The 25597-nt window shown below is 69.4% G+C and carries 27 protein-coding genes; 7 read left to right on the top strand and 20 right to left on the bottom strand.

The window, feature by feature from the left end; genetic code table 11:
- Positions 1 to 40 precede the first annotated feature (40 nt).
- Together JKJ07_RS30700 and JKJ07_RS30695 are read left to right on the top strand one after the other, a co-directional pair.
- Positions 41 to 919: an ABC transporter ATP-binding protein gene (locus tag JKJ07_RS30700; RefSeq protein ID WP_202995354.1), complete on the top strand. Its 879-nt coding sequence runs from the start codon at positions 41 to 43 to the stop codon at positions 917 to 919.
- 12 nt (positions 920 to 931) lie between these two features.
- Positions 932 to 1651 (top strand): ABC transporter permease, encoded by a 720-nt coding sequence (locus tag JKJ07_RS30695; protein WP_202995353.1) that lies wholly within the window; start codon positions 932 to 934, stop codon positions 1649 to 1651.
- A 25-nt stretch (positions 1652 to 1676) separates the two neighbouring features.
- Here JKJ07_RS30695 and JKJ07_RS30690 read toward each other — a convergent pair whose 3' ends face one another.
- Positions 1677 to 2384, bottom strand: a complete 708-nt coding sequence (locus tag JKJ07_RS30690) for a DedA family protein (RefSeq protein ID WP_236030165.1) — start codon at positions 2382 to 2384, stop codon at positions 1677 to 1679.
- Between the two features lie 105 nt (positions 2385 to 2489).
- On the opposite strand from JKJ07_RS30690, the gene JKJ07_RS30685 reads away from it, so the two are divergent.
- Positions 2490 to 3140 carry a GNAT family N-acetyltransferase gene (locus JKJ07_RS30685; RefSeq protein WP_202995352.1) on the top strand — a complete coding sequence of 217 codons (651 nt, stop codon included), beginning with the start codon at positions 2490 to 2492 and terminating at the stop codon, positions 3138 to 3140.
- Here the strand turns inward: JKJ07_RS30685 and JKJ07_RS30680 are convergent, their stop codons facing one another.
- Positions 3141 to 3584: a 2'-5' RNA ligase family protein gene (locus JKJ07_RS30680; protein WP_202995351.1), complete on the bottom strand. Its 444-nt coding sequence runs from the start codon at positions 3582 to 3584 to the stop codon at positions 3141 to 3143.
- 1 nt (position 3585) lies between these two features.
- A complete protein-coding gene (locus JKJ07_RS30675) occupies positions 3586 to 4647 on the bottom strand; it encodes a spore photoproduct lyase family protein (protein WP_202995350.1) in 1062 nt (353 codons plus the stop codon).
- A gap of 202 nt (positions 4648 to 4849) precedes the next feature.
- Here JKJ07_RS30675 and JKJ07_RS30670 point away from each other — a divergent pair, with 202 nt between their 5' ends.
- Together JKJ07_RS30670 and JKJ07_RS30665 are read left to right on the top strand one after the other, a co-directional pair.
- Positions 4850 to 5704: an ion transporter gene (locus JKJ07_RS30670; RefSeq protein ID WP_202995349.1), complete on the top strand. Its 855-nt coding sequence runs from the start codon at positions 4850 to 4852 to the stop codon at positions 5702 to 5704.
- A gap of 294 nt (positions 5705 to 5998) precedes the next feature.
- Positions 5999 to 6673 (top strand): SCO2207 family protein, encoded by a 675-nt coding sequence (locus JKJ07_RS30665; RefSeq protein ID WP_202995348.1) that lies wholly within the window; start codon positions 5999 to 6001, stop codon positions 6671 to 6673.
- Positions 6674 to 6700: 27 nt separating this feature from the next.
- Here the strand turns inward: JKJ07_RS30665 and JKJ07_RS30660 are convergent, their stop codons facing one another.
- From JKJ07_RS30660 to JKJ07_RS30620, 9 genes are all read right to left on the bottom strand, one after another.
- A complete protein-coding gene (locus JKJ07_RS30660) occupies positions 6701 to 8215 on the bottom strand; it encodes an acyl-CoA synthetase (RefSeq protein WP_202995347.1) in 1515 nt (504 codons plus the stop codon).
- Complete coding sequence (locus JKJ07_RS30655; RefSeq protein WP_202995346.1) at positions 8212 to 8667, bottom strand: MaoC family dehydratase; 456 nt, start codon at positions 8665 to 8667, stop codon at positions 8212 to 8214. Before JKJ07_RS30655 ends, JKJ07_RS30660 begins: the two co-directional genes overlap by 4 nt.
- Positions 8664 to 9551 (bottom strand): amidohydrolase family protein, encoded by an 888-nt coding sequence (locus JKJ07_RS30650; protein WP_202995345.1) that lies wholly within the window; start codon positions 9549 to 9551, stop codon positions 8664 to 8666. Before JKJ07_RS30650 ends, JKJ07_RS30655 begins: the two co-directional genes overlap by 4 nt.
- Before the next feature lie 241 nt (positions 9552 to 9792).
- Positions 9793 to 10701 carry an SDR family oxidoreductase gene (locus JKJ07_RS30645; protein WP_202995344.1) on the bottom strand — a complete coding sequence of 303 codons (909 nt, stop codon included), beginning with the start codon at positions 10699 to 10701 and terminating at the stop codon, positions 9793 to 9795.
- Entirely contained in the window at positions 10701 to 12200 is a 1500-nt protein-coding gene (locus JKJ07_RS50270; protein ID WP_236030164.1) for an ABC transporter permease subunit, read from the bottom strand. Before JKJ07_RS50270 ends, JKJ07_RS30645 begins: the two co-directional genes overlap by 1 nt.
- Positions 12197 to 13054, bottom strand: a complete 858-nt coding sequence (locus JKJ07_RS30635) for a branched-chain amino acid ABC transporter permease (protein ID WP_202995343.1) — start codon at positions 13052 to 13054, stop codon at positions 12197 to 12199. The genes JKJ07_RS50270 and JKJ07_RS30635 overlap by 4 nt, the downstream gene beginning before the upstream one ends.
- A 157-nt stretch (positions 13055 to 13211) precedes the next feature.
- Positions 13212 to 13892, bottom strand: coding sequence for an ABC transporter ATP-binding protein (locus tag JKJ07_RS30630; RefSeq protein ID WP_202995342.1), 681 nt, complete (start codon positions 13890 to 13892; stop codon positions 13212 to 13214).
- Between the two features lie 107 nt (positions 13893 to 13999).
- Positions 14000 to 14719, bottom strand: coding sequence for an ABC transporter ATP-binding protein (locus tag JKJ07_RS30625; protein ID WP_307834484.1), 720 nt, complete (start codon positions 14717 to 14719; stop codon positions 14000 to 14002).
- 211 nt (positions 14720 to 14930) lie between these two features.
- On the bottom strand, positions 14931 to 16109 hold the full coding sequence (locus JKJ07_RS30620; RefSeq protein WP_202995340.1) for an ABC transporter substrate-binding protein: 1179 nt from the start codon (positions 16107 to 16109) through the stop codon (positions 14931 to 14933).
- Between the two features lie 93 nt (positions 16110 to 16202).
- Here JKJ07_RS30620 and JKJ07_RS30615 point away from each other — a divergent pair, with 93 nt between their 5' ends.
- Positions 16203 to 16970 carry a PaaX family transcriptional regulator gene (locus tag JKJ07_RS30615; RefSeq protein ID WP_202995339.1) on the top strand — a complete coding sequence of 256 codons (768 nt, stop codon included), beginning with the start codon at positions 16203 to 16205 and terminating at the stop codon, positions 16968 to 16970.
- Here the strand turns inward: JKJ07_RS30615 and JKJ07_RS30610 are convergent.
- From JKJ07_RS30610 to JKJ07_RS30585, 6 genes are all read right to left on the bottom strand, one after another.
- On the bottom strand, positions 16967 to 18163 hold the full coding sequence (locus JKJ07_RS30610) for a sensor histidine kinase (protein WP_202995338.1): 1197 nt from the start codon (positions 18161 to 18163) through the stop codon (positions 16967 to 16969). The two genes, JKJ07_RS30615 and JKJ07_RS30610, sit on opposite strands and share 4 nt — an antisense overlap.
- Positions 18164 to 18166: 3 nt before the next feature.
- Entirely contained in the window at positions 18167 to 18844 is a 678-nt protein-coding gene (locus JKJ07_RS30605) for a response regulator (RefSeq protein ID WP_202995337.1), read from the bottom strand.
- Between the two features lie 7 nt (positions 18845 to 18851).
- Positions 18852 to 19706 carry a S1C family serine protease gene (locus tag JKJ07_RS30600; RefSeq protein ID WP_202995336.1) on the bottom strand — a complete coding sequence of 285 codons (855 nt, stop codon included), beginning with the start codon at positions 19704 to 19706 and terminating at the stop codon, positions 18852 to 18854.
- A 65-nt stretch (positions 19707 to 19771) separates the two neighbouring features.
- The gene (locus JKJ07_RS30595) at positions 19772 to 20722 is read right to left on the bottom strand and encodes a VWA domain-containing protein (protein ID WP_202995335.1); all 951 of its coding nucleotides are present in this window, start codon (positions 20720 to 20722) and stop codon (positions 19772 to 19774) included.
- Complete coding sequence (locus JKJ07_RS30590; RefSeq protein ID WP_202995334.1) at positions 20719 to 21681, bottom strand: DUF58 domain-containing protein; 963 nt, start codon at positions 21679 to 21681, stop codon at positions 20719 to 20721. The genes JKJ07_RS30595 and JKJ07_RS30590 overlap by 4 nt, the downstream gene beginning before the upstream one ends.
- Positions 21678 to 22688, bottom strand: coding sequence for an AAA family ATPase (locus JKJ07_RS30585; protein WP_202995333.1), 1011 nt, complete (start codon positions 22686 to 22688; stop codon positions 21678 to 21680). Before JKJ07_RS30585 ends, JKJ07_RS30590 begins: the two co-directional genes overlap by 4 nt.
- 259 nt (positions 22689 to 22947) lie before the next feature.
- On the opposite strand from JKJ07_RS30585, the gene JKJ07_RS30580 reads away from it, so the two are divergent.
- Positions 22948 to 23430, top strand: a complete 483-nt coding sequence (locus JKJ07_RS30580; protein WP_202995332.1) for a cupin domain-containing protein — start codon at positions 22948 to 22950, stop codon at positions 23428 to 23430.
- Positions 23431 to 23434: 4 nt separating this feature from the next.
- On the opposite strand, the gene JKJ07_RS30575 is transcribed toward JKJ07_RS30580, so the two are convergent.
- Together JKJ07_RS30575 and JKJ07_RS30570 are read right to left on the bottom strand one after the other, a co-directional pair.
- Positions 23435 to 23980 carry a hypothetical protein gene (locus tag JKJ07_RS30575; protein WP_202995331.1) on the bottom strand — a complete coding sequence of 182 codons (546 nt, stop codon included), beginning with the start codon at positions 23978 to 23980 and terminating at the stop codon, positions 23435 to 23437.
- Positions 23977 to 25515 carry a diguanylate cyclase domain-containing protein gene (locus JKJ07_RS30570; RefSeq protein ID WP_307834483.1) on the bottom strand — a complete coding sequence of 513 codons (1539 nt, stop codon included), beginning with the start codon at positions 25513 to 25515 and terminating at the stop codon, positions 23977 to 23979. The genes JKJ07_RS30575 and JKJ07_RS30570 overlap by 4 nt, the downstream gene beginning before the upstream one ends.
- Positions 25516 to 25597: the final 82 nt, after the last annotated feature.

Below are 25597 nucleotides of genomic sequence, written 5' to 3'. Positions count from 1 at the left end.
ACACTGACCGGAGGGGTGGGGTCGCTGGTCTTATCGAGTCATGTCCACAACGCCAGTCATCGTTGAACGCCTCAACCTCAAGTACGGCGACTTCCACGCCGTGAAGGACCTGTCGTTCGAGGTCCGGCCCGGGGAGCTGTACGCGCTCCTGGGCACCAACGGCGCCGGGAAGACCTCGACGCTGGAGACGATCGAGGGGCACCGCACCCCGACCTCCGGCACCGTCCGGGTGTTCGGCCACAGCCCCGCCGACCGGACGACCGTACGGCCGCGGATGGGCATCATGCTGCAGGAGAGCGGGTTCTCCCCCGACCTGACCGTCCGCGAGTCGGTCGGCCTGATCGGCACGCTGACCAAGCGCACGGATGACGTGGACCGGGTCATCGACATCGTCGACCTGACCCGCAAGGCCGGCACCAAGGTGGGCCAGCTCTCCGGCGGCGAGAAGCGGCGGCTCGACTTCGCGACGGCCGTCTACGGCACCCCCGAGCTGATCTTCCTCGACGAGCCGACCACCGGCCTCGACATCCAGTCGCGCGACCACCTGTGGAACGCCGTCGACCGGCTGCGCGAGAACGGCTCCACGGTCGTGCTGACGACGCATTACCTGGAGGAGGCGCAGCAGCGCGCCGACCGCATCGGGCTGATGCACCAGGGCGTGTTCCACCGCGAGGGCACGGTCACCGAGCTGACCCGCGCGCTGCCCGCCGTCATCGGCTTCACGCTGGTCGCCCCGGCCCCCGCGCTGCCGCTGCAGGCCGCCGTGGCCACCGACGGGTCGGTCCGCGTCGAGACCTTCGAGCTGCAGAAGGACCTGCACGTCCTGCTGGCCTGGGCGCAGGACAACGCCCTGGAACTGCGCGACCTGACGGCCGGGCCGACCCGGCTGGACGACGTCTTCCGCGCCATCGAGTCCTGAGAGGGCTGCTGAATGTTCGCCATCGCTCGCACCGAGCTCATCCAGATCTTCCGCAACCGGCTGGTGCTGGTCACCAGCTTCATCATCCCCGTCGCCATCAGCGCCTACTTCATCTACCAGCACGAGGTGTTCACGCAGCTCGGCAGCCTGGGCTACATCGCCGCGATCGTGATGTTCACCGTCGGCGCGTTCGGGCTCTACACCTCGACCGTGACGACGCTGGCCTCGCGCCGGCAGAACCTGTTCCTCAAGCGGCTGCGCTCCACCGCCGAGAGCGACGCGGGCATCCTGGCCGGGCTGGTGCTGCCGGCCACCGTCGTCGCGATCGTGCAGGTCGTCGGCATCCTGGCCGTCCTCGGCGCGGTCGTCGGGGGGCCCGACAACGTGCTGCTGCTCGTGGTGGCCGTCATCGCCACGGTGGCCATGATGATCGGCCTGGCCCTGGCCACGGCGGGCGTCACCAACTCGCCCGAGCACGCCCAGGTCACCACGCTGCCGGTCAGCCTCGGCGTGATCGCGGTGGCGAGCTGGGTCGGCATCACCGGCACCGAGGAGCTAGCCCAGGTCAAGCGGATCCTGCCCGGCGGGGCGGCCACCGAGCTGGTGCTCAACGCGTGGAACGGCGGGGTCGCCCTGTCCGACTCGCTGATCCTGCTCGCGCCCACCTTCGCCTGGGTCGTCGTCGCGGTGTCGTTCGCGACCCGGATGTTCCGCTGGGAGCCGCGGCGATGACGCACCACGCCGCGTGCTGAGCTTCTTAGCGGCGGTGGCTGCGGGGGCGCTCACGCACGACCGGGAGGACCACCGTGGCGTCGGCGTCGGTTACGCCGAGACGGCGGGCGCGCAGGCGCTGCCAGACGAAGTAGCCGACGCCGATGACCACACCGGCGATGACGATCTTCTGAAAGACGCCGGCGTACTCCTCGACCCGGTGCCAGTTCTCGCCCAGCACGAACCCGGCGCTGACGAAGATGGTGTTCCAGATCAGGCTGCCCAGCGTGGTCAGCACGGTGAACTTCCAGAAGCTCATCCGCTCGACCCCGGCCGGCAGCGAGATGAAACTCCGGAACAGCGGGACCATGCGGCCGAAGAAGACCGCCTTGGTGCCGTGCTTGGCGAACCACTCCTCGCAGCGGTCGAAATCCTGCACCTTGACCAGCGGGATGTACGCCACCAAGTTACGGGTGCGCTCCCGGCCGAGCAGGGCACCCGCCCAGTAGACGACGATCGCGCCCAGTACCGAGCCCAGGGTCGTCCAGATCAGGGCCTCGGGCAGGCTGAACACGCCCCGGCTGGCCGAGAAGCCGGCCAGGGGCAGCACCAGCTCGCTCGGGATCGGCGGGAACAGGTTGTCGAGCCCGACGATCAGGGCGGCGCCCGGGCCGCCGAGTGACTCCATGAGGCCCACGGCCCAACCGGCCAGCCCTCCGGGATTGTCGGGGGCGGCTTCGGCGAGCACGGTCAAGGAACACTCCTCACAATCGTCGGCCGCACATGGCCATCGACACGCCAGTATCCGGGGGGCTCCCTGAGAGTTCCCTGCCAACCGTCTGGTGATCTAATTCCGGTCGTGCGTGATCTGATCGAGCGGTGGCAGCGCGGCTGGGCAGTGGCACGTTCCCTCGACCCGGCCGAGGACGTGGGCGACGGCCTGCGCACCGAGTGCCATCAGCCCGGCCGGGCCGTGGAATACCTCGCGCTCGACGTCGCGGCCCTGCCCGCCCTGTGTGCGCAGGTGAAGGGCGAGGAGCAGGTCACCTGGCTGACCGTGCCGGCCGCCGACCCCGACGCGGCCGCCGAGACGATCGAGGCCAACGGTCTCGTGCTGCTCAAGCGCTCCGAGCGGCTGATGACGATCAACCTGCACAAGCACCCGACGTCGGAGCCGCCCGCGCCCTACCAGCTCGAGACCTGGCTCTCCGACGACGTGATCAGGGTCGAGGTTTTGCTCGACAACGAGGTCGGGGCGCACGGCACCGTGGGCCTGACCAACGCCGACGCCGTGGCCGACCGCATCGAGACGCTGCCCGAGCACCGCCGCCGTGGGCTGGCCAGCGCTGTCATGAGCGGCCTGGCCGGCGCGGCGGTCGACGAGGGCGCCGACCACGGCCTGCTGATCGCCAGCGAACAGGGCCAGCATCTCTACACGGCGCTGGGCTGGCGGCCGGTGGCGAGCATCCTCATTGCGACCACCCCGGGCAACACCTATCCAACGGATTGATTAAAGGTCGCGTACGGTCCGCGTCACGCTGTCGTAGCTGCGGGCTTTTGTGAGGGTCCCGGTGGCCGGCCCGCTCATTTCTCGTGCCGTATGGTCCCCCTCCGGGAACCGCAGAGCGAGGCTGATGTGCGGCACCCATTCCGCCGCCGGGGGCCACGCCTCCGCGAGCGACGACCACACCAGCTCATGCATATCCCGCAGCGCGGCATTCGGCGTCACCGGCAACACGAGCGCCCGCCCGAGCATGCGCGGCGGCCCGATCTCGACCTCGATCGGCAACGCCAATTCCGGCAGCCCGTCCAGCGAGGGCGCCGTCACCACGGTCAGGTGCGGGCGGTTCGTCGGATGCGGGTGCGACGCCAGCCCTCGTTCGCCCAGCAGACCCCACATTTCCCGTACGCGGGAATCCAGCTCGTCATCAGGCAACAGCTCGACGGTGTGCATGTCAGAACGCGTACCGCACTCGGCAATACGGCAACCGCTCGCCGATCAGGCCGACCAGCGCCGCCACGTATTCGCCCTTGGCCCCCGTGCGGTAGCGCACGTTCCACGACCCGTTCTGCGAGCGTTTCGGCTGCTGCAGGTCGGGCCGCCAGATCAGCTCCTCGGCCTTCGGATGCCAGCCCAGGTTGACCTGGTGCAGGTCGCGATTGTGGGTCAGGAAGATGACCTCGGCCGCGAGCTGCTGCCGGGCGGCCGGCCCGATCGCGGCGTCCAGCTCGTCGAGCAGCACCGCCCAATCCTCCAGCCAGCCGTCGCGCACCACGACCGGGCTGAAGTTGACGTGCACCTCATAGCCGGCCGCCACGAAGTCGTCGATCGCCGCCATCCGCTCGGCGATCGGCGACGTGCGAATGTCGAGCAGCTTCGCATCCCGCTGCGGCATCAACGAGAACCGGATGCGCGTGCGCCCCTGCGGATCCCACTCGAGCAGATCCCGATTCACATGCTTGGTCGCGAAGGACGCCTTGGCATTGGGCATCCACCGGAACAACGTCACTAAATCGCGCACATTGTCGCTGATCCGCGCGTCGACGCTGCAATCGGAATTCTCGCCGATGTCATAGACCCAGGCCACCGGATCACACTCGTTCGGCGCCGGCTTGACCCCCTGCTTGGCCGCGTGCCGCTTGAGGTAACCCTCGATCCGATCGATGTTGGCGAACACGGTGATCGGATTGCTGTAGCCCTTGTGCCGCGGCACATAACAATAGGCGCAAGCCATCGCACAACCGTTGGCCGTCGACGGCGCGATGAAATCGGCCGACCGCCCGTTGGGGCGCGCCGCCAGCGTCTTCTTCACGCCGAGCACGAGGGCCTCACGCTTGATCCGCACCCACCGGTTGACGTTGGTCTCGTCACCGTAGAGCTCGTCGATCCGGTTATGACTGGCCACCTCGACCAGCTGCGCCTCGGGAAACCTGGCCAGCACTTCCTTGCCCCGAGGCAGCTCGGCCGCCGCAGCCTCGAAGTAGATGCGGCGCACATCCAGCAGGTCAGAACTCATAGCGACTCCACCATATCCCCCCGAAACGCCCACACCCGACTCCCACACCCGCCCGCGCCCGGCTCCCACACCCGACGCCCACGCCCTCCCGCGCCCGGCTCCCACGCCCGGCCAACGACTACCCGGCCGTCGGCCGCCCAACCTGTTGTGCTCGCCATTGCCGCGGTCATGGCGGCCGGCGAGGCTCCGTAGGCTGACCGGCATGTTCGACCTGACGCGTGTGGCCCGCCGATGTTCGCGAATCGTCGATTCCCGCGCGTTCGAGGTGACGATCGTCGTGGTGATCGGGTTGAATGCGGCGCTGCTGTGCCTCGAGACCTATCCGCTGGCCGAGCGGCTGACCTACCTGCACTGGCTGGAGTGGTTCTTCCGGGCCGTGTTCGTGACCGAGATCGTCGTCCGCATCCTCGCGTACGGGCGCCGTCCGCAGGACTTCTTCAAACACGGCTGGAACGTGTTCGACTTCGCCGTGATCGCGGCCGTGTTCATCCCCGGCCTGCACGGCGACACCGCCGCGTTGCGCGTGATCCGCATGGCCCGGGTGGTCAGGCTCGTGCGTTTCTCGCCCGGACTGCGCACGATCGTGACCGCCCTGCTGCGCAGCCTGCCCGGCGTGGGCGGGTTCCTGGCGCTGGCCCTGGTCACGTTCTACGTCTACGGCATGACCGGCTGGCTGATCTTCGGCGAGGCCTACCCCGACGAGTACGGCACGATCGGCCGGGCCGTGGTCACGTTGTTCGTGCTGCTGTCGCTGGAGACGCTGCCGGATCTGATCGACCAGGGCATGCAGATGTCGCCGTGGACGCTCGTCTACTACGTCAGCTATGTGCTGATCACGGTGAACCTGCTGCTCAACATCTTGATCGCGGTCATCGTCAACTCGATGGAGGAGGCGCGCCGGCTCGAGATGACCGAAAGCCTGGCCGTCGACGAGGACCAGGACGGCATCCCCGACAACATCGACCGCATCCTGATCAGCCAACGCCTCGACGACCTACGCACAATGATCACCGAACTAGAACGCGACCTCCGCATCGACCGCGACGCGCGTCACTGACCGCCGCTCAACGCCAACCCCCCCTCACCGAATGACACACGCGTAAACCGCTGCCGCTCAACGCCAACTCCCCACCCCCGACCCCTCACCGACCGCCCCACGCGACACCCACCGCTACCCGCGGCCCTGACCCGGGATAGATCGCGACCCGCGTCATTCACTGCCGACCACGTCCCTGACCAGCGGGTTCGGCGGATTTAAGGATGTTTAAGGTTTCCTTTCTGATCCGTGATCATTGGCCCCTCGTACTTGTCGGTACCTGCACCGAAGCAGCCCGACACCGAAGGAGCCCCGATGTACCGGACCCAGCGCCGCAAGATGTCCTCGACGACCCGCAAGGTGGTGCTGGGCGCCTCGGCCGTGGTGCTCGCGGGTGGCGCCTTCGCCATCAGCACGGGGATCAGCAGCGCGGGTGAGGATTGCGGCGGTCTCGACCAGGCGCTGCGGCAGAACCTCCAGTTCATCGCGGGCCAGCGGGCGGCGCCCGACGCCCAGTCGGAGGCCCGGATCGCGAACCGCCAGGCCGTGGTCGACCTGATCAACCAGCGCCGCGGCGTGGCCGGCTGCACCGCCGACGTGGCCGGCGAGGTGCCGGGCGCCGCCGCCGGCAACCAGGGCGGCCAGCAGGGCGCTAAGCCGCCCGCCGCCAACCCGCCCGCCGCCAACCCGCCCGCCGCCACCACTCCCCCGGCTGCCCCGCCCGCCGCGGGCTCCGGCGCGGGCGAGGTCGTCTGCAAGGGCTCGACCGTGACGCTCTCCGGCGAGGCCGGCGCCCCGTTCGCCTCCAGCGGCACCTTCCCGATCGGCACCACGCTCAAGGTCACCAACCTGGACAACAACAAGAGCATCACCGTCAAGGTCGAGACCACGTCGGGCAGCTGCATCCTGCTCAACAACGCCGCGTTCGAGGGTGTCCGCGAGCCCGGCAAGTTCCTCATCCGCCGCGCCGTGATCGAGCGCATCGGCTGACAACCGACGACGATGCCCGGTGAGCCTTTACCGCTCGCCGGGCATCTCTGCGTTCAGCGGCATCGCGCGCAACGGCGCCTTGCGCACTTTGTTCGATCCCGTCCGCGGCAGCTGCTCGACAGTGTCCACATAGACCGGCAACTTGTACCGCGCGAGCTTGTCCCCCAGGAAAGCGCGTAACCCGGCCGCATCGATCCGCCGTCCGGCCACCGGCACCACGAACGCGCGTCCCACTTCACCCCAAAGCTCATCCCGTACGCCCACCACCGCCGCCTCGGCCACGTCGGGATGCTCGAAGATGGCCGCCTCCACCTCCGCCGGATATACGTTCTCGCCACCCGACACGTACATGTCCTTGAGCCGGTCCACGATGTGGAAATGTCCCCCGTCGTCCACAACCGCGACGTCACCCGACCGGAACCATCCACCGTCCGCGAACGCGCTCGCCGTGGCCTGTGGATCGTCCCAATACCCGGGCGTCACGTTCGGCCCGCGCACCAGCACCTCCCCCGGCTCCCCCACATCCGTGTCGCTCAGATCCGGCCGCACGCAGCGCACATCGGCGAAGAACACGGGAACACCCGCCGATCCCACATGGGCCAGGCTCTCCCGCGCCTCGAGGAAGGTCGCCCCGGGCGCGGTCTCGGTCATCCCGTAGCCCTGGCAGAAGGTCAACCCCCTTTCCAGGTACGCCGTGATCAGCGCCGGCGGGATGGCGGCGCCCCCGCTCATCACGCTGCGCACCGACGACAGGTCCGCCCCCGCCCAGCGCGGCGACCGGGTGAGCGCCGCGAACATGGCCGCCACCCCGAACATCCAGGTGACCCGCTGCTCCTCGATCAATTCCAGCGCCCGGTCCACGTCCCAGGCCGGCATGATGACGCTCGTGCCGCCCTTGAGGAATGTGGGCAGCAGGCACTGGTTGAGCGCGGCGACGTGGAACAGCGGCGCCCCGATCAGCCCGACCTCGTCCCCGCCGACATCGACGCCGACGAGCAGGTTGAAGCAGTTCCACACGAGGTTCCCGTGGGTCAGCACAGCGCCCTTGGGCCGTCCCGTGGTGCCCGACGTGTAGAGGATCAGCGCCGCGTCGTCGAGCCCCACCGGCACGTCCGGGACAGGCCCGGCGTTATCCACAAGCCAGCCCTCGTACTTGTCCACAAGGCCGACCAGCATCGGGGCTGTGGACAACGCCTGCACGGTCGTCGCGCACGAGGGCCCGTACACAAGCAATTTGGCGCCGCTGTGGGCCAGCATGTAGTCGACCTCGGGGGCGGTCAGGCGGAAGTTGAGCGGCACGAAGATCGCGCCCAGCAGGTGGGTCGCGAACATCGTCTCGACGGCCGACGGATGGTTCGGCCCCAGGTAGGCGACCCGGTCACCCCGTTCCACGCCGGCCTCCCGGAGCCGGCCGGCCAGGCGCACCACGCGTTCGTGCACCTCGGCGTACGAGATCCGCTGTCCCTCGAAGACGAGGGCGGTGCGACCCGGCGAGATCGTCGCACGCCGGGCCGGCCACGCCCCGAGGCCGGCGTTTCTCATGCGTAGTAGCGGTATATCGGCCGGGCCACGCAGGCCGGCTTGTCCACCCCGTCGATCTGCACGGTGAAGTCGAGCGCCACCTGCACGCAGCGGCTGGCCACCTCCTCGACCCCGGCGACGGTCGCGGCCAGCCGGATCTTCGACCCGACCCGCACCGGGCTGGGGAAGCGCACCTTGTCGAGTCCGTAGTTGACGCCCATCTTGATTCCGTCAACATGAAGAATCTCGGAGAAGAACGGGATGACGAGGGACAGCGTCAGGTATCCGTGCGCGATCGTCCCCTTGAACGGCCCGTCCTTGGCCTTGTCCACATCAATATGAATCCACTGGTGGTCGCCGGTCGCCTCGGCGAACGCGTTGACCCGCTCCTGCGTTACCTCGAGCCACGAGCTGTGCCCCAGATCCCGGCCGACCAGGGTCTTGAGCTCGTCCAGTCCGTTCACAGTGATCATGCGGAGTTCTCCTTGTCGTCGGCCAGCCCGAGCAGGCGGGCGGCGTTGTCCTTCAAGATTCTGGGCCGCACCTCGGGCTTGATGTCCAGTGCCGCGAAGTCGGCGAGCCAGCGGTCGGGCGTCAGGACGGGATAGTCCGAGCCGAACAGCACCTTGTCCTTCAGCAGCGTGTTGGCGTACCGGACGAGCTGTGGAGGAAAATACTTCGGCGACCAACCGGACAAATCGATGTGGACAAGCGGCTTGTGCGTGGCGACGGCGAGGGCCTCGTCCTGCCACGGGAACGACGGATGGGCCAGGATGATTTTCAGGTCGGGAAAGTCCACGGCCACGTCGTCCACCAGCATCGGGTTCGAGTAGCGCAGCCGGATGCCGCCGCCCCCGCGCACCCCCGCGCCGATCCCGGTCTGCCCGCTGTGGAAAAGCGCCAGCACACCCAATTCCTCGATGACCTCATAGAGCCCGTACGCGATCCGATCGTCCGGCGCGAACCCCTGCAGGCTCGGATGAAACTTGAACCCCCGTACGCCGAACTCCTGCACGAGGCGGCGCGCCTCCCGAATCCCCGCCCGCCCCCGATGCGGATCGACCGACGCGAACGGAATGAGCACATCGCCGTGGGCCGCACAGGCCTCGGCCACTTCCTCGTTACGAATGCGCGGATGCCCCGTGGTGTGCTCCGCATCCACGGTGAAAACGACGGCCGCCATCCGCCGCTCGCGATAATAGGCCGCAGTCTCGTCGATCGTAGGCTGACGCGGCCCACCCGCCTTGAAATAGGCGGCCGACGCCCCCAGCAACTCCGGACTGAGCGACCCATGCCCGTCCCGGCTCACCTCGCAATGCGTATGCACATCAATAGCAGTCAACACATCCAGATCCACCCCCGCTCACCTCCCCGACGCCCGCATGTCTCGCTGACGTTCCCGCGCCTCCCACTCGGCCCCGCCTCTGGCTGACATCCCGACATCCCTCGCCACGCCGGCGTTCCCGCGTCTTCGTCGATGGCGCGCACCCCTGATCGGCAGATCGCGCGGACGTCGTCCACGATGACCGCAGGCAGCAGAACAGCCTCCCCCGCCACAGTCCGGCCAACTGTGCGCACCATTGGACGCTCGATATTGCTCATTTGAGTCCGCCCGGCGCCGGAATCCCGTACGTCTCCGGTTGCGCGCCGACGCCGTCGGCCCACTCATCGGCGATTGCGGACGCCGTCCAGCCACCGTCGGCGAACGCCACACGCTTCTCGGCCGGATGCGACCACACCGCCAACCGGTCCCCGCCCACCCCAATCGCCTGCCCGGTGATGTCCTTCGCCGCGTCCGAGGCCAGGAACACGACCAACCCGGCGGCGTCGTCGGCGGTCCCCATCCCCTCCTCGCGGCGCAACCAGGAAGGCAAAGGCTTCCCCGTACGCTCCGACTCCTCGATCAACGGCGCGAACGCAGGGATCGTCTTAGTCATGTCGGTGGCGGCGACGGGCACGATCGCGTTCGCGGTGATCCCCGCACGAGCAAGTTCAAGCGCCCACGTACGGGCCATTGCCGCGATCCCAGCCTTGGCCGCGGCGTAGTTAGTCTGCCCGAAGTTGCCCCGCTGCCCCGCCGGCGACGACACCAGGATCAGCCGCCCGCCCTGCCCCTGCTCGCGCATGTGCACAGCCGCCGCCCGTCCACAGGTGAACGTCCCGCGCAAATGAACACGAACGACCTCATCGAAGTCGTCATCGCTCATCTTCCACAGCACCCGATCGCGCAGAATCCCCGCGTTGGTCACCATCACGTCGAGCCGCCCGAACTCCCGCACCGCCGTAGCCACCAACAGATCGGCCGTAGCGCTCTCCCCCACGGCAGCCGCCACCCCAGCCACCCGCCCACCATCCGCACTGATCGCACCGACCGCCTTATCGACGACGTCCGCATCAAGGTCGTTGACCACCACCGCCGCCCCCGCCGCGGCCAACGCCCGCGCATAGGCGAACCCAAGCCCCCGCCCACTTCCAGTAACGACGGCAACCTTCCCACTGAGATCCATCACTGCTCCTGTCGTCCCGAAGTGCCCGGCCTCGAGCGAGTCGCCGCCGTCTCCGTCGGCGCGCCGCCCTCCGGTTGACTGCTCACCGTCGGCTCATCGCTCATTGCCGAGTGAGCGCCCGCCACTGGCTGGCTGTCCGTTGCTGATTGAGCGCCCGCAGGTGGATGAGCGTTCGTTGCTGAGTTAGCGTCCGCCGTTGGTTGGGTGCCCGCCGCTGGTGGAGCGTCCGCCGCTGGTTCAACGCCCGCCGCTGGTTCAGTGGTCGTTGTTGGTTCAGTGGTCGTTGTTAAGTGAGTGCTCACTACGGGTTGAGCGCCCGCCGCACGATCAGCACCCACAGCTAAGTGAGTACTCACATCCGGCTGACCACCCACCCCACGATCAGCACCCACAGCTAAGTGAGTACTCACATCCGGCTGACCACCCACCCCACGATCAGCACCCACAGCTAAGTGAGTACTCACTACTGATTGGGCGTCTGCCGACGACTGAGGGCTCGGTTCGGGGAGCAAAGGGCGATTCAGGTGGGCGGTCAGGCGTTGGGCGGCCGGAACAAGGCCGCCCGGCAGGTAACGCACCGCGGCCACCAGCAGCAGCGCGTAAACGGCATAGGAGAGGACGCTGGGGGCGTACGAGGGCATGCCGGGTTGCGTGCCAAGCGTGTTGAGCGCCTGGACGAGCAGCACGATCACAATAGCGCCGACCAGCGGGCCGGAGAGTGTGCCCAGGCCGCCCACGACCGCCATGACCACGAACTCGATCGACAGCAGCACGGGGAACGAACCGGGCGACAGATAGCCCAGGTAGAACGCGTAGACGCCCCCGGCCAACCCCGCGAACCCGGCCGACAACGCGAAGACCGCCAGCCGGTACGCACCCACCGGAACCCCACTGGCGGCGGCCGCCGTCTCGCTGGTCGCTGCGGCGCGCAACGCCCGGCCGGAGCGCGACTGCACGACATTGCGCGAAACGAGCAACGCCAGAGCAAGAACGCCCCAGGCCACGTACGCGTAACCGACATCTTCGCGCAGTTCGAAGCCGCCGACGGACAGGCGCGGAATGCCCTGCAACCCGATCGCGCCGCCCGCCCACGTGCCCTGGCTGAGCAGCGAGAGCAGAATCAGCTGGACGGCGAGCGTCGCGAACGCGAGATGATGGCCGCGCAGCCGCAGCAGCGGAGCGCCCAGGAGCACGGCCGCGACCGCAGCGATCAGCGGCGCGACGAGCAAAGCGAGCAGCGGCGGAAACCCGTGCACCGCAAGCAGCCCCGCCCCGTACGCGCCGATCGCATAGAACGCCGCCTGCCCGAGCGGCACCTGCCCCGCGTACCCCATCAGCAGCGACACACCGACGGTCACCGTCGCGGTCAGTCCGAGCAACACATACGTGGCGAGATGGCGCTCCGGCAGCAGCGGCGGGATCGCCAGCGTCACCAGCACGACGATCCACGGGCCGGCGAAACGTACGGCCGTCGACCGGCCGGGCAGCCAGTTACTCATGTGGCCTCCCGGACAGCGCCCGCACGGGTCGCCTGCACGATCATCACGGTGAGCATGAGCAGCAGCGCAACCTCGAGCTGGTACGCGCCGCCGCCGTAACCCGCGATGAGCGTTTGCGCCACTCCGAGCAGCAAACCGCCCGCCAGCGCCACGAACGGCCGGGTCAGCCCGCCGAGCACAGCCGCCGCGAACCCGTTCACGATCAGCGTCACATCGCTGTCGAACGTCACCTGCTGCACGGGCGTGGTCAGCACTCCCGCCAGGCCACCGAGCGCACCTCCGAGAGCAAAGGCCAGCAACCCCATCCCCCGTACGTCGATGCCGACCACCCGCGCCGCGTAACGGTTGCTCGCGCACGCGGTGAGCGCCTTGCCCAGGTCGGTGCGCGCGAAGAAGGCCGCCATGGCCGCGAACACCGGCACCGTGACGCCCAGGATCAGCAGGTAGTGCGCTTGAACCCGAGCCCCACCTACGGAAATCACACCCGGCAACCCGGCGAACGACCGCGGCTGATCACCCCAGAGCACAATCTCGACCGCGTACGCGAACACGCCCAACCCGAGCGTGATGATGAGCGCGGCCCCCGGCTCGGTGCCCGGCTTCCCGATCGCCACCACCCCGACCAGCAACCCGACCCCCGCCGCCACGATCACCGACGCGACCTCGGACAGCACATGCGGCAGCCCCACCCCGAGCAACGTCGAGGTAAGCATCGCCGCCACCACCGCGAACGCCCCTTGCGCGAAGTTGACGACCCCGGTCACCCGATAGATGGCCACGAGCCCACTACCGACCAGCGCGTACCCCGCCCCGACCCCCAGCCCGGTGAGCACGTACGCAACGAGATCGCTCACCACGACCACCCGCCCACGCCCGCGAACGCCAGACCCCGACAGTAACCGCCATCCGAAACGAGCAACCTCGCGCAGAAAGCGTTCGCCCCGCCGGAGAATCCAAACGCGCGGCGACTGAATACACCGGCCGCAACGAACACCTTCGCGCAGTAAACGCTCATCGCACCGCACCGCCCAGATAGGCGGACGCTACGCGCGGATCGCGGGCCAGCTCGGCGGTCTCGCCTGTGAGCACAACGCGGCCGGCTTCGAGCACATACGCGCGGTCGCACAGGTCGAAAGCGAGCGCCGCGTTCTGTTCGATCAGCAGCACGGCCAGGCCTTGGTCACGGTGAAGTGCGTGAAGATGCGCGATCAACGTGTCGATGACCATCGGGGCCAGGCCGAGGCTCAGCTCGTCGATGGCGAGCACGTCCGGCCGGGCCATCAACGCACGGCCGATTGCCACCATCTGCTGCTGCCCGCCGGAAAGCGTGCCCGCCAGCCGCCGCCGCAGACCGCCCAACTCCGGAAGCAGCTCGTAGATCCCGCTTGTGTCCCGTCCGCGACGGCCGTTTCGCCAGCCGCCGAGACGCAGGTTGTCGTCGACGCTCAGGTCCGCGAACATCTCCCGGCCCTCGGGCACCTGAGCCAACCGTCCCCGAACGACCACCTCGCCGGCCGACCGGTCCACCAACCCCGACAGCGCCTTCACCAGGCTCGTCTTCCCTGCCCCGTTGGCCCCGATCAGGGCGACCATCTCACCCTCGCCCACCCACAGGTCGACGCCATCAAGTGCAGTCGCCGCGCCGTATCGAACGGTCAGTCCCGACACCTCAACCACTGCGCGCCCGCTCATCGCGCACTCATCGAGCGTCCGGTCAGTGCGCGTTCGCTCAAGTCACGCATTGCGCAGCCCGCCTGGTTTTCTGCACGTTCGCGCACAGTCGTGCAATCCGCGTGTGGTCATGCTGCGGATCCTTGGCGGTCGCCGAGATAGGCGGCGATGACGGCCGGGTCGGCGCGGACCTCGGCCGGCGTGCCCTCGGCGATGACGCGGCCCAGGTCGAGCACGGTCACCCGGTCGGCCAGCCGCATCACGAAGCCGACGTCGTGTTCGACGAGCAGCATGGTCAGGCCCTCTTGCTGGAGGTCGGCCAGCAGCGCGGCCAACTCGTCCCGCTCGGCCGCGCGCAGGCCGGAGGCCGGCTCGTCCAGGAGCAGCAGCCGGGGCTCGGCGCACAGGGCACGGGCGAGTTGGAGTGCGCGTTGTTGTCCGAGCGGGAGCGATGCGGCCGGGCGCGTCGACCAGTCCGCGAGGCCGACGCGTGCCAACGCCTCCCGTGCGCGCGAAACGATCAGCCGTTCCGACCGATAATGCGCGGGCCACCGAACCGCCGCCGCAAGGAAGCCGGCGTGGGTCGCGGTGTGCGCCCCGACCATGACGTTCTCGAGCGCGGTCATCCGCGGAAAGATGCGCGCGGCCTGAAAGACCACACTCACCCCAAGCTGCGCGCGGCGGTGTGCGGGCAGCCGATCGATACGCACGCCGTCGAGCCTCACGGCCCCCGCGTCGGGCGCGCGCTGACCGCCGATCAGGGCGAACAACGTCGACTTGCCGGCCCCGTTGGGTCCGATGACCGCCCGCAACTCCCCCGGTTCGACGACGAGGTCAACCTCCCGCACGGCAAAGACCCCGCCGAAAGCCTTGGACGCCCCCGAAACCACAAGCGAAGCACCCATCAACGCCCACCAGCACTAAGCAACGGCGAGAGGAGAGGGGTGCAGCTGGCGGGCGAGAGGAGAGGGGTGTAGCTGGCGCCGGTTGTAGCAGGCAAGCGGTAGGGGGCACGGCCGTTTGCGGGCGGTGGCGCGGGGGCTGCGCGAGTGGTCGGCATCAGCGGCCGCCCAGGGTGGAGAGTTTTTGCTGGGAGTAGGGGGTGGGTTCGAGTTTGCCGGACTTCACTGTGTTGATGGAGATGAAGTCGGTGGTCAGGCCGCTGTGGTTGTCGGGTGCGTACTTGTACGTGCCGTTGGGCGTCGTGAGCGTCAGGCCCTCCAGCGCGTCCCGGACCTTGGCGCGGTCGGTGCTGCCGGCCTTGGTCACCGCGGCCGCCAGCAGTTTGACGCCGCTGTAGCCGTCCTGGGCGAACTGCGGCGGGGTGTAGCCGTACTTGGCCGTGAACGCAGTGGACAGTTCTTCGATTGCGCGTTTTTGTTCGCCGTCGGGCAGGGCGGTGCCGACCACGCCGATCGAGCTCGAGATCGTCACGCCCTCGGCGGCGGGGCCGGCCGGGTCGAGGAACAGTTTGCTGGCCTGGGAACCGGTGAGCATCAGCGGGATGTCGAGGCCGCTCGCGGCGTACTGCTTGGTCAGGGCCACGGCGGGGGCGCCCGTCCCCCACACCATGAGCGCTTGCGCGTCGGATGCGCGTACGTGCGTGAAGACGGCGCTGAACTCGGTCGCGGTGGTCTGGAACTGCTCGATCGGGTTCAGCGTCACGCCGTACGTCTGGGCCTTGGCCTCTAATCCCTTGAAGCCGGCCGTGGCATAGCTGCTCTTCGTGTCGTAGGCGACGGCGACGCGGGTCAGCTTGCTCGCCTGGAAGTACTGCAGGGCGGCCTCGGCGTACGTGCCGGACAGGGCGGGCACGACGAAGACGTACGGGTGGACGGGTTTGACCTGCTCGTCGGCGGGGGTGAGCGAGATGTACGGGATCTCCTCGCGGTCGACGAGCGGGACGACAGCCAGCGCCGAGTTGGAGAACGGTGATCCGATGACGGCGTCGGAGTCGTCCTTGAGCTCGTTGAAGGCGAGCACCGCCTGGTCGGGCAGGCTCTTGTCATCGCGTACGGATAACTCGATCTTGCGGCCGTTGATGCCGCCGGCCGCGTTGATCTGCTCGACGGCAAGGGCGACCGACTTCTGGTTCTCGGTGCCGAGCGGCGAGTAGTTGCCGGTGAGCGACACGATCTGGCCGACGCGGATCGGGTCGTCGCCGGAGGACGAGCCGGTCGAGCCGCAGCCCGCCGCGGCCAAAAGCAGGGCGGAGAACGAGGCTAAGAAGAGACGCACGGGTACCTCCCAAAGCGGACAAGGCTGGGGGCACAACGACCGAAGTTAGGCGCGTCTATGACTGCCGTCAAGAAAATGCCTAACATCTTCCGTATGGTGCAACCGCAGACGCTGCTGCTGATGCTCTTCGGCGACTTCGTGCTCGACCGGGACGTCAGCGTCTTCTCGGGCAGCGTGATCGACGTGTGCGCCCGCCTGGGCATCTCGGAGCACGCGACCCGCTCGACCCTGACCCGGATGGCCGGCCGCGACCTGCTGCGCCGCACCAAGCAGGGCCGGCGCGTGTATTTCGGACTGACCGAGCGCTCGACGGCGATCCTGCGCGACGGCCGGACGCGCATCTGGGAGACGGGCGCGGTCAACGACCGCTGGGACGGCACATGGACGCTGCTCAGCTTCTCGCTGCCCGAGTCGTGGCAGCGCCAGCGGCACGACCTGCGCTCACAACTGGCGTGGGCAGGCTTCGGCCCGATCCAAGGCGGCTTGTGGATCGCGCCCGGCGTCGTGGACGCGCAGCAGATCGTGTCGTCGCTCGGACTGGACGCTCATGCGCGCGTCTTCCATGCTCGCGCAGGATCGCTCACAGACGTCGACGCCATGATCCGGGACGCGTACGACCTGGGCGCGCTGGCCGCCCGCTACGAGGCGTTCCTGGCGCGCTGGGACGGCCCGGCCCCGCTGAGCGACCCCCTCGCCATCCGGCTCACGCTGACCGCCGAGTGGCTCGAGGCCATCCGCCGCGACCCTCGCCTGCCGGTCGAGCACCTGCCGCCCGACTGGCCGGCGAAGAAAGCCCAGCAACTCTTCCGCGAACTGGAGCGCCAGGTGGGTAAAGCCGAGACAAGCCTGGAAACGATCTAGAGCGGGCTGCCACCCGGCGGCTGTTCCTCGTCCGTACGGTCGGCCGCGGGCAGCCACAACACGAAGGTGCTGCCGCTGCCCGGCGGTGAGAACGCGACTACCCGTCCCCCGTGCGACTCGACGATCTGCCGCACGATCGCCAGCCCGAGCCCGGTGCGGCGCTCCCTGCGTACGCCGGGAACTTCGGTGTTCTCCCCCCGCCAGAAGCGATCGAAGACCCGCGGCAGATCGGCCGGGGCGATGCCGGGCCCCTCATCGGCCACGGCCAGCCACAGCCACGACCCCGCCTGACCGGTCGCCACGGTCACCGTCGAATGCGAAGGCGCCAGCCGTACGGCGTTGGACAGCAGGTTGCCCACCGCCCGGCGCAGCGCGTCGGCGTCGCCGATCAGGCGCAGCCCGGCCGCCGTCTCGTAGCGCAGATGCAGCGGCCGGTCGGTGACGAACGACTCCTCGCCCGCCTCCCGCGCGACCACCGACAGGTCGACGTCGGCGTCGGCCGTGGCGTTGGCGTCGCGCCGCGCGGTGGCCAGCAGATCCTCGACCAGCCGGGACATCCGGGTCGTGGCCCGATCAACCACCGCAACAGCCCGCGTACGCTCCTCGGGCGTAGCATCGGCCGCGGTCAGCGAGGCGTCCAGGTTGGTCCGGATGATCGCCAGCGGGCTGCGCAGCTCGTGCGAGGCGTCGTCGATGAGCTGCCGCTGGGCCTGGAACGCGTGGTCCAGCCGGTCGAGCATCGAGTCGATCGTGTCGGCCAGGTCGCGCAGTTCGTCGGGCGGCCCGTTGAGCCGGATCCGCCGCGACAGGTCGGTGGCCTGGATCTCGCGGGCCGTCCGGGTGATCGCGCCGACCGGCCGCAGCGCCCGCCCGGAGAGCACCCAGCCGATGCCCAGGCTGGCCACGAACAGCCCGCCCAGCCCGATGAACGACCACCGCCGCAGGCTGGTCAGCGTGTTGTAGTTGACCGCTTCCTCGATCTCGCTGACCTCGGCGACCGTGGTGGTGCCGAGATACTCGCGGTTCGTGTTGTAGACCTTCGCGATACGCTCCGTCACCGGGCGGGGTGACGTGCTCTGCGCGACCGCGAGGTAGACCACCCCGAGGGTCAGGCCGGCCAGCGCGAAAAGCACCGTCGAATAGATGACGGTGAGCCGGAACCGGATCGACCGGAACACCTCAGGGCGCTTCACGACTTATCCCTCCCGCAGCCGGTAGCCCCGGCCGACAACCGTCTCGATCGAGCCCTCGCCCAGCTTGCGCCGCAGCGTGCCGACGGTGACCCGGACGGTCTGGGTGAACGGGTCGGCGTTGGCGTCCCACACGTGCTCGAGCAGCTCCTCGCTGGAGACCACATGCCCCGGGCGGGTCATCAGGTATTCCAGCACCCCGAACTCCTTGGGGGTCAGCGCCAGCGGCCGGCCGGCCACGGTCACCTGGTGTCGTGCCGAGTCGAGCACGATGTCACCCACGGTGAGCCGGGCCGACCCGCCCCCGGTGTCGCGGCGCAGCAGAGCCCGTACTCGGGCCTGCAGTTCGGCCAGATGGAACGGCTTGACAAGGTAGTCGTCGGCGCCGCCGTCCAGCCCGCGGACCCGGTCGTCGAGCCCGCCGCGGGCGGTCAGCATGAGCACCCGCAGGTCGCCGTCGCCGGGCAGCTCCATCTCGCCCGAGCGCAGCGAGCGGCACAGCGTGAACCCGTCGCCGTCGGGCAGGTTCACGTCGAGCAGCATCAGGTCGTACTCGTTGACGGTCAGCCGGTCATAGGCCTGGGCGGCGTCGAGCGCCACGTCGACCGCGTATCCGCTGCGGGCGAGCCCGACGCGCAGGCCCTCCGCCAGATCCTCTTCGTCCTCCACCACCAGCAACCGCATCGGTCAACTATCCCCGCGCGATGAGCGAGTCGGCCACCTGGCGGGCCCGCTCGATGGGAACCGCGAAGCCGATTCCGATCGAACCGCCGCCCTCGAGGGTCGCGATGGCCGTATTGACCCCGACCACCTCGCCTCGGGCGTTCACCAGCGGTCCGCCCGAATTGCCGGGGTTGATCGAGGCATCCGTCTGCACCGCCGTCTGCCGCGTCTGACCCCCCAGCCGTACGGGCCGGTCCAGCGCGCTGATGATGCCCGCGGTCACGGTTCCGCTCAGTCCCAGCGGCGAGCCGACGGCCAGGACCGACTCCCCGACCCGGGTCCCGCTGGGGTCGGCCAGGGCCAGCGGGGTGGGCGCGGTGCCCTGAGTGACTCTCAGCACAGCGATGTCGCTGCTCGGGTCGGTGCCGACGATCTCGGCCTCGCGGCGCTGCCCGTCCTGGCCGACGATGGAGACGGTGCCGCCGCGGCCGGCCGCTACGACGTGGTTGTTGGTGACGATATGGCCGCGGGTGTCGAAGACGAAGCCGGAGCCGGAGGCGCCGCCCTGGCCCGTACGGACCTGGACCGAGACGACGCCGGGGAGCACCCGGGCCGCCGCGCCGACCAGGTCGGCCGGGACGTTGCCCTGAGGGAGCGGCGCGGCGGTCGCAGGCTCCTGGGAGTCGCGGCCGGCCACATATCCGGCCACCCCGCCGGTGCCGGCCGAGAGACCGACGACAGCGAGAGCGGCCAATGCTGCCGCCGGCAGGCGCTTGCCGCGGGATGCAGCATGCACCGGTGCCGAATGGTGGTGCGGATCGGGCGCGGTGGCCCAGTCGGGCGAGTGGAACTCAGGTCCACGAGGTGACCCCAGTCCAGACATGGTGTTCCCTTTCCAGGATCGCGGCCGCGACGTGAACGGCCGGCGTGGGGAGACGAAGGACAGGATCAGGGCAGGCGGGCGAACCAGAACATCGACGCCAGGGCCGCGATCACGGCCAGCACCAGCCCGATGCCGATGAACCAGGCCGACACCTCCCGGACCTCGGTCTCGTAGCCCACCGAGCTGCCGATGTCGGCGTACGCGTTGTTCAGCTCGTCGGTGTTGGCGGCCTCGAAGTAGCGCCCGCCGGTGGCCTCGGCGACCGCCTGCAGGGTCTCGCCGTCGACCGGCACCTGCTGGCCGTCGCCGATCGTGCCGGCGGCCGTGCCGAACGAGATGGTGTCGACCGGAACGCCCAGCTCGTTGGACATCCGGGCGGCCTCGGCCGGGTCCAAGCCCGACGTGTTGGCCCCGTCGGAGAGCACGATCACGCGGGCCGGCGGCACTTCCTCGCCCTCCTCCGCGCCCACCGAGCGGATCTGCTCGAGGGCCGCCGAGATGGCGTCGCCGATCGCCGTGCCACCCTGCCCGGCCGAGCCGTCGGCCAGCCGGTCGATGCCGGTGCCGATCTGCGCCCGGTCGGTGCCCGGCGGGACGAACACCGACGCCTGCCCGGCGAACCCGACCAGCCCGACGTTGAACTGCTCGGGCAGGTCCTCGACGAACCCGCGGGCCGCCTCCTTGGCCGCGTCGAGCCGGTTGGGCGCGACGTCGGCGGCCAGCATCGAGCGGGAGACGTCCACCGCGACGAGCACAGTCGCTCGTTCACGCGGGACGCGCACTTCTGCTTGAGGTTGCGCGAAGCCGACCACGAGCAGGCCGAGCATGGCCAGGAAGAGCGAGGCCGGCAGGTGCCGCCGCCACCCGGGACGCTTGGGGGCGACCCGGTCGAGCAGCTTGAGGTTGGTGAACCGTACGGCGTACTTGCTGCGGCGGCGCTGCGCGATCACGTACGCCACGACGAGCGCGACGACACCCAGCAGCAGCCACAGTCGTTCCGGGGAAAGCCAGGTCATGAGGGAGTCCTTTGTGGTTTCGCCGCGGCCCGGCTCAGCCGCCGCCGTGCGTGCACGTGCCGCACGATGTCGGCGACCCAGTCGCGGTCGGTCCGCAGGGGAAGGTGAGCCGCGCCCGCCCGCTTCACGGCCGCCGCGATGGTGGCCTGCTGCTGGGCGGCCGCGGCCGCGTATTCGGCGCGCAACTTCTTGCTGGCGGTGGGCACCTCACGGCGGCGGCCGGTCTCCGGGTCGACCAGCGTGAGCAGGCCGACGTCGGGCAGCTCCTGCTCGCGCGGGTCGCCCACCTGCACCGCGAGCACCTGGTGGCGGGCGGCCAGCCGGCGCAGCGGTTCCTCCCAGTCGGGCGCGGCCGGTCCGAGCCCGTCCTCGTCGAGGCCGTCGAGAAAGTCCGAGACCACCACGACCAATCCCGTACGGGGGGTCTGGCGGTGCAGGGCCTCGATCCCGGCGCCCAGGGGCACGGGTTGCTGGTTGCGCGGCGTGAGCATCATCGCGCGCAGGAGAGCGAGCAAAGATGCGCGTCCGCCGCGCGCCGGGTATCGCCGTACGCCCTCGCCGGTCAGCAGATGAGCGCCCAGCCGGTTGCCGTTGCCCAGGGTGAGGAAGCCGACGGCCGCGACCGCCGCCAGGGCCAGCTCCCGCTTCTCGAGGTCGGCCGTGCCGAAGTCCATGCTCGCGCTGGCGTCCACCAGCACGTGCGTGGCCAGCTCGCGGTCGGCGTCGACCGTGCGCACGTGGGGCACGGTGGTGCGCGCGGTCACGGCCCAGTCCATCCGGCGCACCTCGTCCTCGCCGGGGCGGTATTCCTTGCTGCCGGCCGGCTCGCTGCCGATGCCGGGGAGCAGGCCCAGGTACGAGCCGTGGAGCAGCCCGTCGAGCCGCCGCGTGATCATCAGCTCGAGGCGCCGGAGCCGCCGTTCGGGGACGAGCTCGGGTGCGAAGCCACCCTCGTTCATGCGGCCATCCCGAGGCCGGGGCCCGTTTGTTCCTGCTGCGGGGCGATGATCGGCAGTGGGACGGCGTCGATGACCCGGCGCACGATCTGCTCGGGCGACACACCGTCGGCGACCGCGTCGAACGAGAGCACGAGCCGGTGCGCGAGCACGTCCGGGGCGATGTCGAGCAGGTCGGCCGGCAGTACGTAGTCGCGGCCGCGGAGCAGCGCGAGGGCCCGGCCGGCGGCCACCAGACCCAGCGTGGCGCGCGGACTGGCCCCGTACGCGAGCTGGTTTGCCACCTCGGGAAGGCCGAAACGCTCAGGTTCGCGCGTGGCGAGCACCAAACGCACAACGTATTCGGCCAGCGCGTGATGCACGAACACCCCGCGCGCCTTGCCCTGCAACTCGTGCAGCGTCACCGGGTCGAGCACCGGCAGCGCCACCGGCCGCGCGCCGCCCATGCGGTAGAGGATGCCGAGCTCCTCCTGCTCGGTCGGGTAGCCGACGACCACCCGCATGAGGAAGCGGTCCCGCTGCGCCTCGGGCAGCTGATAGACGCCCTCGCTCTCGATCGGGTTCTGGGTCGCGAGAACCAGGAACGGCTGCGGTACGGGATAGGTCTGCCCGCCGATCGAGACGTGCCCCTCGGCCATCACCTCGAGCAGCGCCGACTGCACCTTGGCGGGCGCCCGGTTGATCTCGTCGGCCAGCACGATGTGCGCCATGATCGGGCCGAGCTCGACGTCGAAGCTCTCCTTGCCCGCGCGGTAGATGCGGGTGCCGAGAATGTCGGACGGCACCAGGTCGGGCGTGAACTGAATGCGGTGGAAAGTCCCGCCCACCGCCACGGCAAGCGTCTCGGCGGCGAGCGTCTTGGCCACGCCCGGCACACCCTCGAGCAGGCAGTGCCCGCCGGCCAGGAGCGCGGTCAGCAGCCGCTCAACCAACCGATCCTGCCCGACGATTACCTTCTTGACCTCAAACAGCGTCCGCTCGAGCCGGCGGTCCGTAACGTCATCTGTCATGCACCGATGACACCAGTCACCCCCGAAAGCCGGCCGAAGCGCAACCGAAAGAAACCCGAAGGAACCCGTGGCCGGACAGATGAACAGCCCAGCCGAAAAACGAGCCGAAGCGGGTTCAGAAAAGGCCGAAGGTTCCTGTGGACAACCGCTGTCGAGGACCCGGCGGGGGCTAGCCTCGCACCCTGCCCTGGGTGGCTGGGGGTGGCGGTGGGGTACTGAGAACCAGAATCTTGTCGGTGGGAGCGGGCAAGATGAGCTCATGACGTATCCACCACCGCAGTACCACGGGGAAACCGGAGAAGTCAGCGCCACCTACCGCCCGGACGGGACGCCACCCGAGCTCGTCTATCCGAACGGGACGAAGGTTCACTACTTGTCGAGCGGGGCGTCGACCGGCGGGTTGTTCGGGCTGTACCGCTGGGAGTGCGGCCCCGGAGTCACCGGGCCCGACCCGCATTTTCACCGCTCGATCTCCGAGTCGTTCTACACCCTGACCGGCAGCATGCGCATCTACACCGGCGAGAAGTGGATCGACACCGAGCCCGGGGACTGGGTGCACGTGCCGATCGGGGGCATTCACGCGTTCAAGAACGAGTCGGGTGAGCCTGCGTCGATGTTGCTGCACTTCTCGCCGGGGGCGCCGCGTGAGGGCTACTTCGAGGGGCTGGTGCACGTCGGCGAGATGAGCGAGGACGAGAAGGCCAAGTTCTACCTCGAGCACGACAACATCTGGCTCGACTGACCAGCTACCTCCAGAAGCGCGCGTACTTCTTCTGGTACTTCGCGTCCGGCTCCGCGGCGATGATTTCCTCGGCGAGCGCCCGTACGGCGTCGTCGGCGACCACGTCGTGGAGCCGGCGCAGCGATTCGACGAGGTCACTGCGTACGAGGGTGCCGTTCTTCTCGTCGAAGCTGTCCCGATAGCGCGTGCCGAGCGCGTCGAGCAGCCCGTGCCGTTGTCTCTCGCCGGCCAGGCCGATCTTCCACAGCGAGCGCAGAGTATGCCGAGCCGTGACGAATCGAGGATCCTTGGTCACCGTGATCAGCGCGGGCAGTTCGCCGAGAATGCGGTCGCCGGCTTCGTGGGCGGCCAAGTTGCACAGCAGTTGCCCGGCGATCGCGCGATTGTGGTTGTCGCTGTCGGTCAGGTGGTCCTTGACGTCGTCCCACACGGCATCCGCCCACGGGACAGCTTCCTCGGTGGCGGCCATCAACGCGTCGTACGCGGCATTCTGCTGTTGCCTGTCGGTGCCCCACAGGTGCGCATAGCCGGCCGGGATCGTGCCGGTCACCCGTGCATCATGTCAGCGGGGCGGGTGGCCAGCATGCTCGGGTCGTGGCGCAGCCAGGTGCCCTTGCCCTGGTGTTTGGCGGCGTACATGGCGATGTCGGCCTCGCGCAGCAACGAGTTGACGTTCGCGCCGGGTGAGGCCGAGGCCACGCCGATCGAGGCGGCCGCCCGTACGGGAATGCCGTCGATCTGCTCGGGGACGGTGAGGGCGGCCAGGATGCGTACGGCGGTCTGTTCCGCCTCGGCGGTCGTGCAGTCGGGCAGCAGGACGGCGAACTCGTCCCCGCCGAGCCGGGCGGCCACATCGCCGGACCGGATGGAACCGCGGAGGCGGTCGGCCACCCCGATCAGCAGCGCGTCGCCGGCCGCGTGGCCCATCGTGTCGTTGACGGCCTTGAAACCGTCGAGGTCGACCAGCAGCACGGACACCGAGGCGGGCGCGGCGTCGAGCGCGGTCTCCACCTGATCGCGGAAGTGCCCGCGGTTGGCCAGCCCGGTCAGCCCGTCGAAGTGGGCCTGGTCGATCAGCCGGCCCTCGTGCTCGCGCAGCTGCGCGATGAGCGCCTGGTTGTCGTGGAACGCCACCAGTTGCCGCCACGCGACCAGCGCGCAGATGAGCGCGAGCCCGGCCACCACGCCCCACAGCCGCGCGTTCACCCCGCCGGGGAGCGCGATCGCCAGCACGCCGAAAGCGACAACCATTGCCCCGTACGGGAGAAGGCTGTACGGCTTGCGGCGGCGCTCGCCGAAGGCCGTCCGGTCGCTGCTCGCCAGCAGAAGTTGCACCCGCGGACCGGCGCAGATGAGCACGGTCGGCAGGTAGCGCACGAAATACGCCACCGGGTGCGTCTGGTCGCCGAGGAACATGCCGACGCTCATCACCACGGCCGCGCCGATCATCGGGATGGCGGCCGCCCGATGCATGGGCGCGTTGCCGCTCAGGATCATCTTGACCGAGGCGAACGACGCCGTGACGGCAACGCCGGTCGCCGCGAGCACGGCGAGCATGTCCGAGCGGGTCGCGCCGTCCGGCGTCACCAGCGAACACCAGGCGACCACCGCGCCGGCGACGAGCACCGTGGCCGAGTCGAGCCAGAAGCCGAGCCGTTCCCGGCCGTTGCGGTCGGGATGCGGGTGCAGGAGCATCGCCGTCACCACGGCCGCCATGCCGATGCCGAGGAAGACGGTCTGCACGGTGTCGCCGTTGGTCGACCACTCCCCCGGCCGCCACGTCGACACGGCCTGGAAAGTGTCGCCGATCGTGAACAGGGCGCCGGTCAGCGTCAGGACCAGCCAGAACCGCCGCACCGCCCCGGTCGCGAGCCGCGCCACCCGCCAGGAGAAGACGGTCAGCAGCAGGTCGACGCCGGGCTGGAACGCCCAGAACACCCGGACCTGCCACTCGGTGTTGCCGGCCAGCGCGGTGAACAGGATGAACGCGAGGCCGGTGACCGCCACGAGACCGAGCAGCCACGGGTCACGGCGCAGCGCGGACCTGGCCGTGGCCGGTCCGTCCGCGGGCGCCGATCGGGCCACGCGGCCTCCCTCCGAGCGTCGACAGGGACCATCCCGGTCCGTGGTTCCCATCGACACTGCGCGGGGCGCCTTGAGGAAACGC

The organism is Paractinoplanes lichenicola (assembly GCF_016785085.1).
Taxonomy (GTDB): domain Bacteria; phylum Actinomycetota; class Actinomycetes; order Mycobacteriales; family Micromonosporaceae; genus Actinoplanes; species Actinoplanes lichenicola.
Note: the sequence above shows the minus strand (reverse complement) of the source record. Positions and strands in the feature narration are given on the sequence as shown.

Coding starts and splice junctions, on each gene's coding strand:
- JKJ07_RS50270 (WP_236030164.1), bottom strand. CDS start 12,200: ATGAGTAACTGGCTGCCCGGCCGGTCGACGGCCGTACGTTTCGCCGGC.
- JKJ07_RS30665 (WP_202995348.1), top strand. CDS start 5,999: ATGTACCGGACCCAGCGCCGCAAGATGTCCTCGACGACCCGCAAGGTG.
- JKJ07_RS30595 (WP_202995335.1), bottom strand. CDS start 20,722: ATGACCTGGCTTTCCCCGGAACGACTGTGGCTGCTGCTGGGTGTCGTC.
- JKJ07_RS30700 (WP_202995354.1), top strand. CDS start 41: ATGTCCACAACGCCAGTCATCGTTGAACGCCTCAACCTCAAGTACGGC.
- JKJ07_RS30660 (WP_202995347.1), bottom strand. CDS start 8,215: ATGAGAAACGCCGGCCTCGGGGCGTGGCCGGCCCGGCGTGCGACGATC.
- JKJ07_RS30695 (WP_202995353.1), top strand. CDS start 932: ATGTTCGCCATCGCTCGCACCGAGCTCATCCAGATCTTCCGCAACCGG.
- JKJ07_RS30645 (WP_202995344.1), bottom strand. CDS start 10,701: ATGGATCTCAGTGGGAAGGTTGCCGTCGTTACTGGAAGTGGGCGGGGG.
- JKJ07_RS30600 (WP_202995336.1), bottom strand. CDS start 19,706: ATGTCTGGACTGGGGTCACCTCGTGGACCTGAGTTCCACTCGCCCGAC.
- JKJ07_RS30590 (WP_202995334.1), bottom strand. CDS start 21,681: ATGAACGAGGGTGGCTTCGCACCCGAGCTCGTCCCCGAACGGCGGCTC.
- JKJ07_RS30580 (WP_202995332.1), top strand. CDS start 22,948: ATGACGTATCCACCACCGCAGTACCACGGGGAAACCGGAGAAGTCAGC.
- JKJ07_RS30675 (WP_202995350.1), bottom strand. CDS start 4,647: ATGAGTTCTGACCTGCTGGATGTGCGCCGCATCTACTTCGAGGCTGCG.
- JKJ07_RS30680 (WP_202995351.1), bottom strand. CDS start 3,584: ATGCACACCGTCGAGCTGTTGCCTGATGACGAGCTGGATTCCCGCGTA.
- JKJ07_RS30615 (WP_202995339.1), top strand. CDS start 16,203: ATGGTGCAACCGCAGACGCTGCTGCTGATGCTCTTCGGCGACTTCGTG.
- JKJ07_RS30585 (WP_202995333.1), bottom strand. CDS start 22,688: ATGACAGATGACGTTACGGACCGCCGGCTCGAGCGGACGCTGTTTGAG.
- JKJ07_RS30670 (WP_202995349.1), top strand. CDS start 4,850: ATGTTCGACCTGACGCGTGTGGCCCGCCGATGTTCGCGAATCGTCGAT.
- JKJ07_RS30655 (WP_202995346.1), bottom strand. CDS start 8,667: ATGATCACTGTGAACGGACTGGACGAGCTCAAGACCCTGGTCGGCCGG.
- JKJ07_RS30630 (WP_202995342.1), bottom strand. CDS start 13,892: ATGAGCGGGCGCGCAGTGGTTGAGGTGTCGGGACTGACCGTTCGATAC.
- JKJ07_RS30605 (WP_202995337.1), bottom strand. CDS start 18,844: ATGCGGTTGCTGGTGGTGGAGGACGAAGAGGATCTGGCGGAGGGCCTG.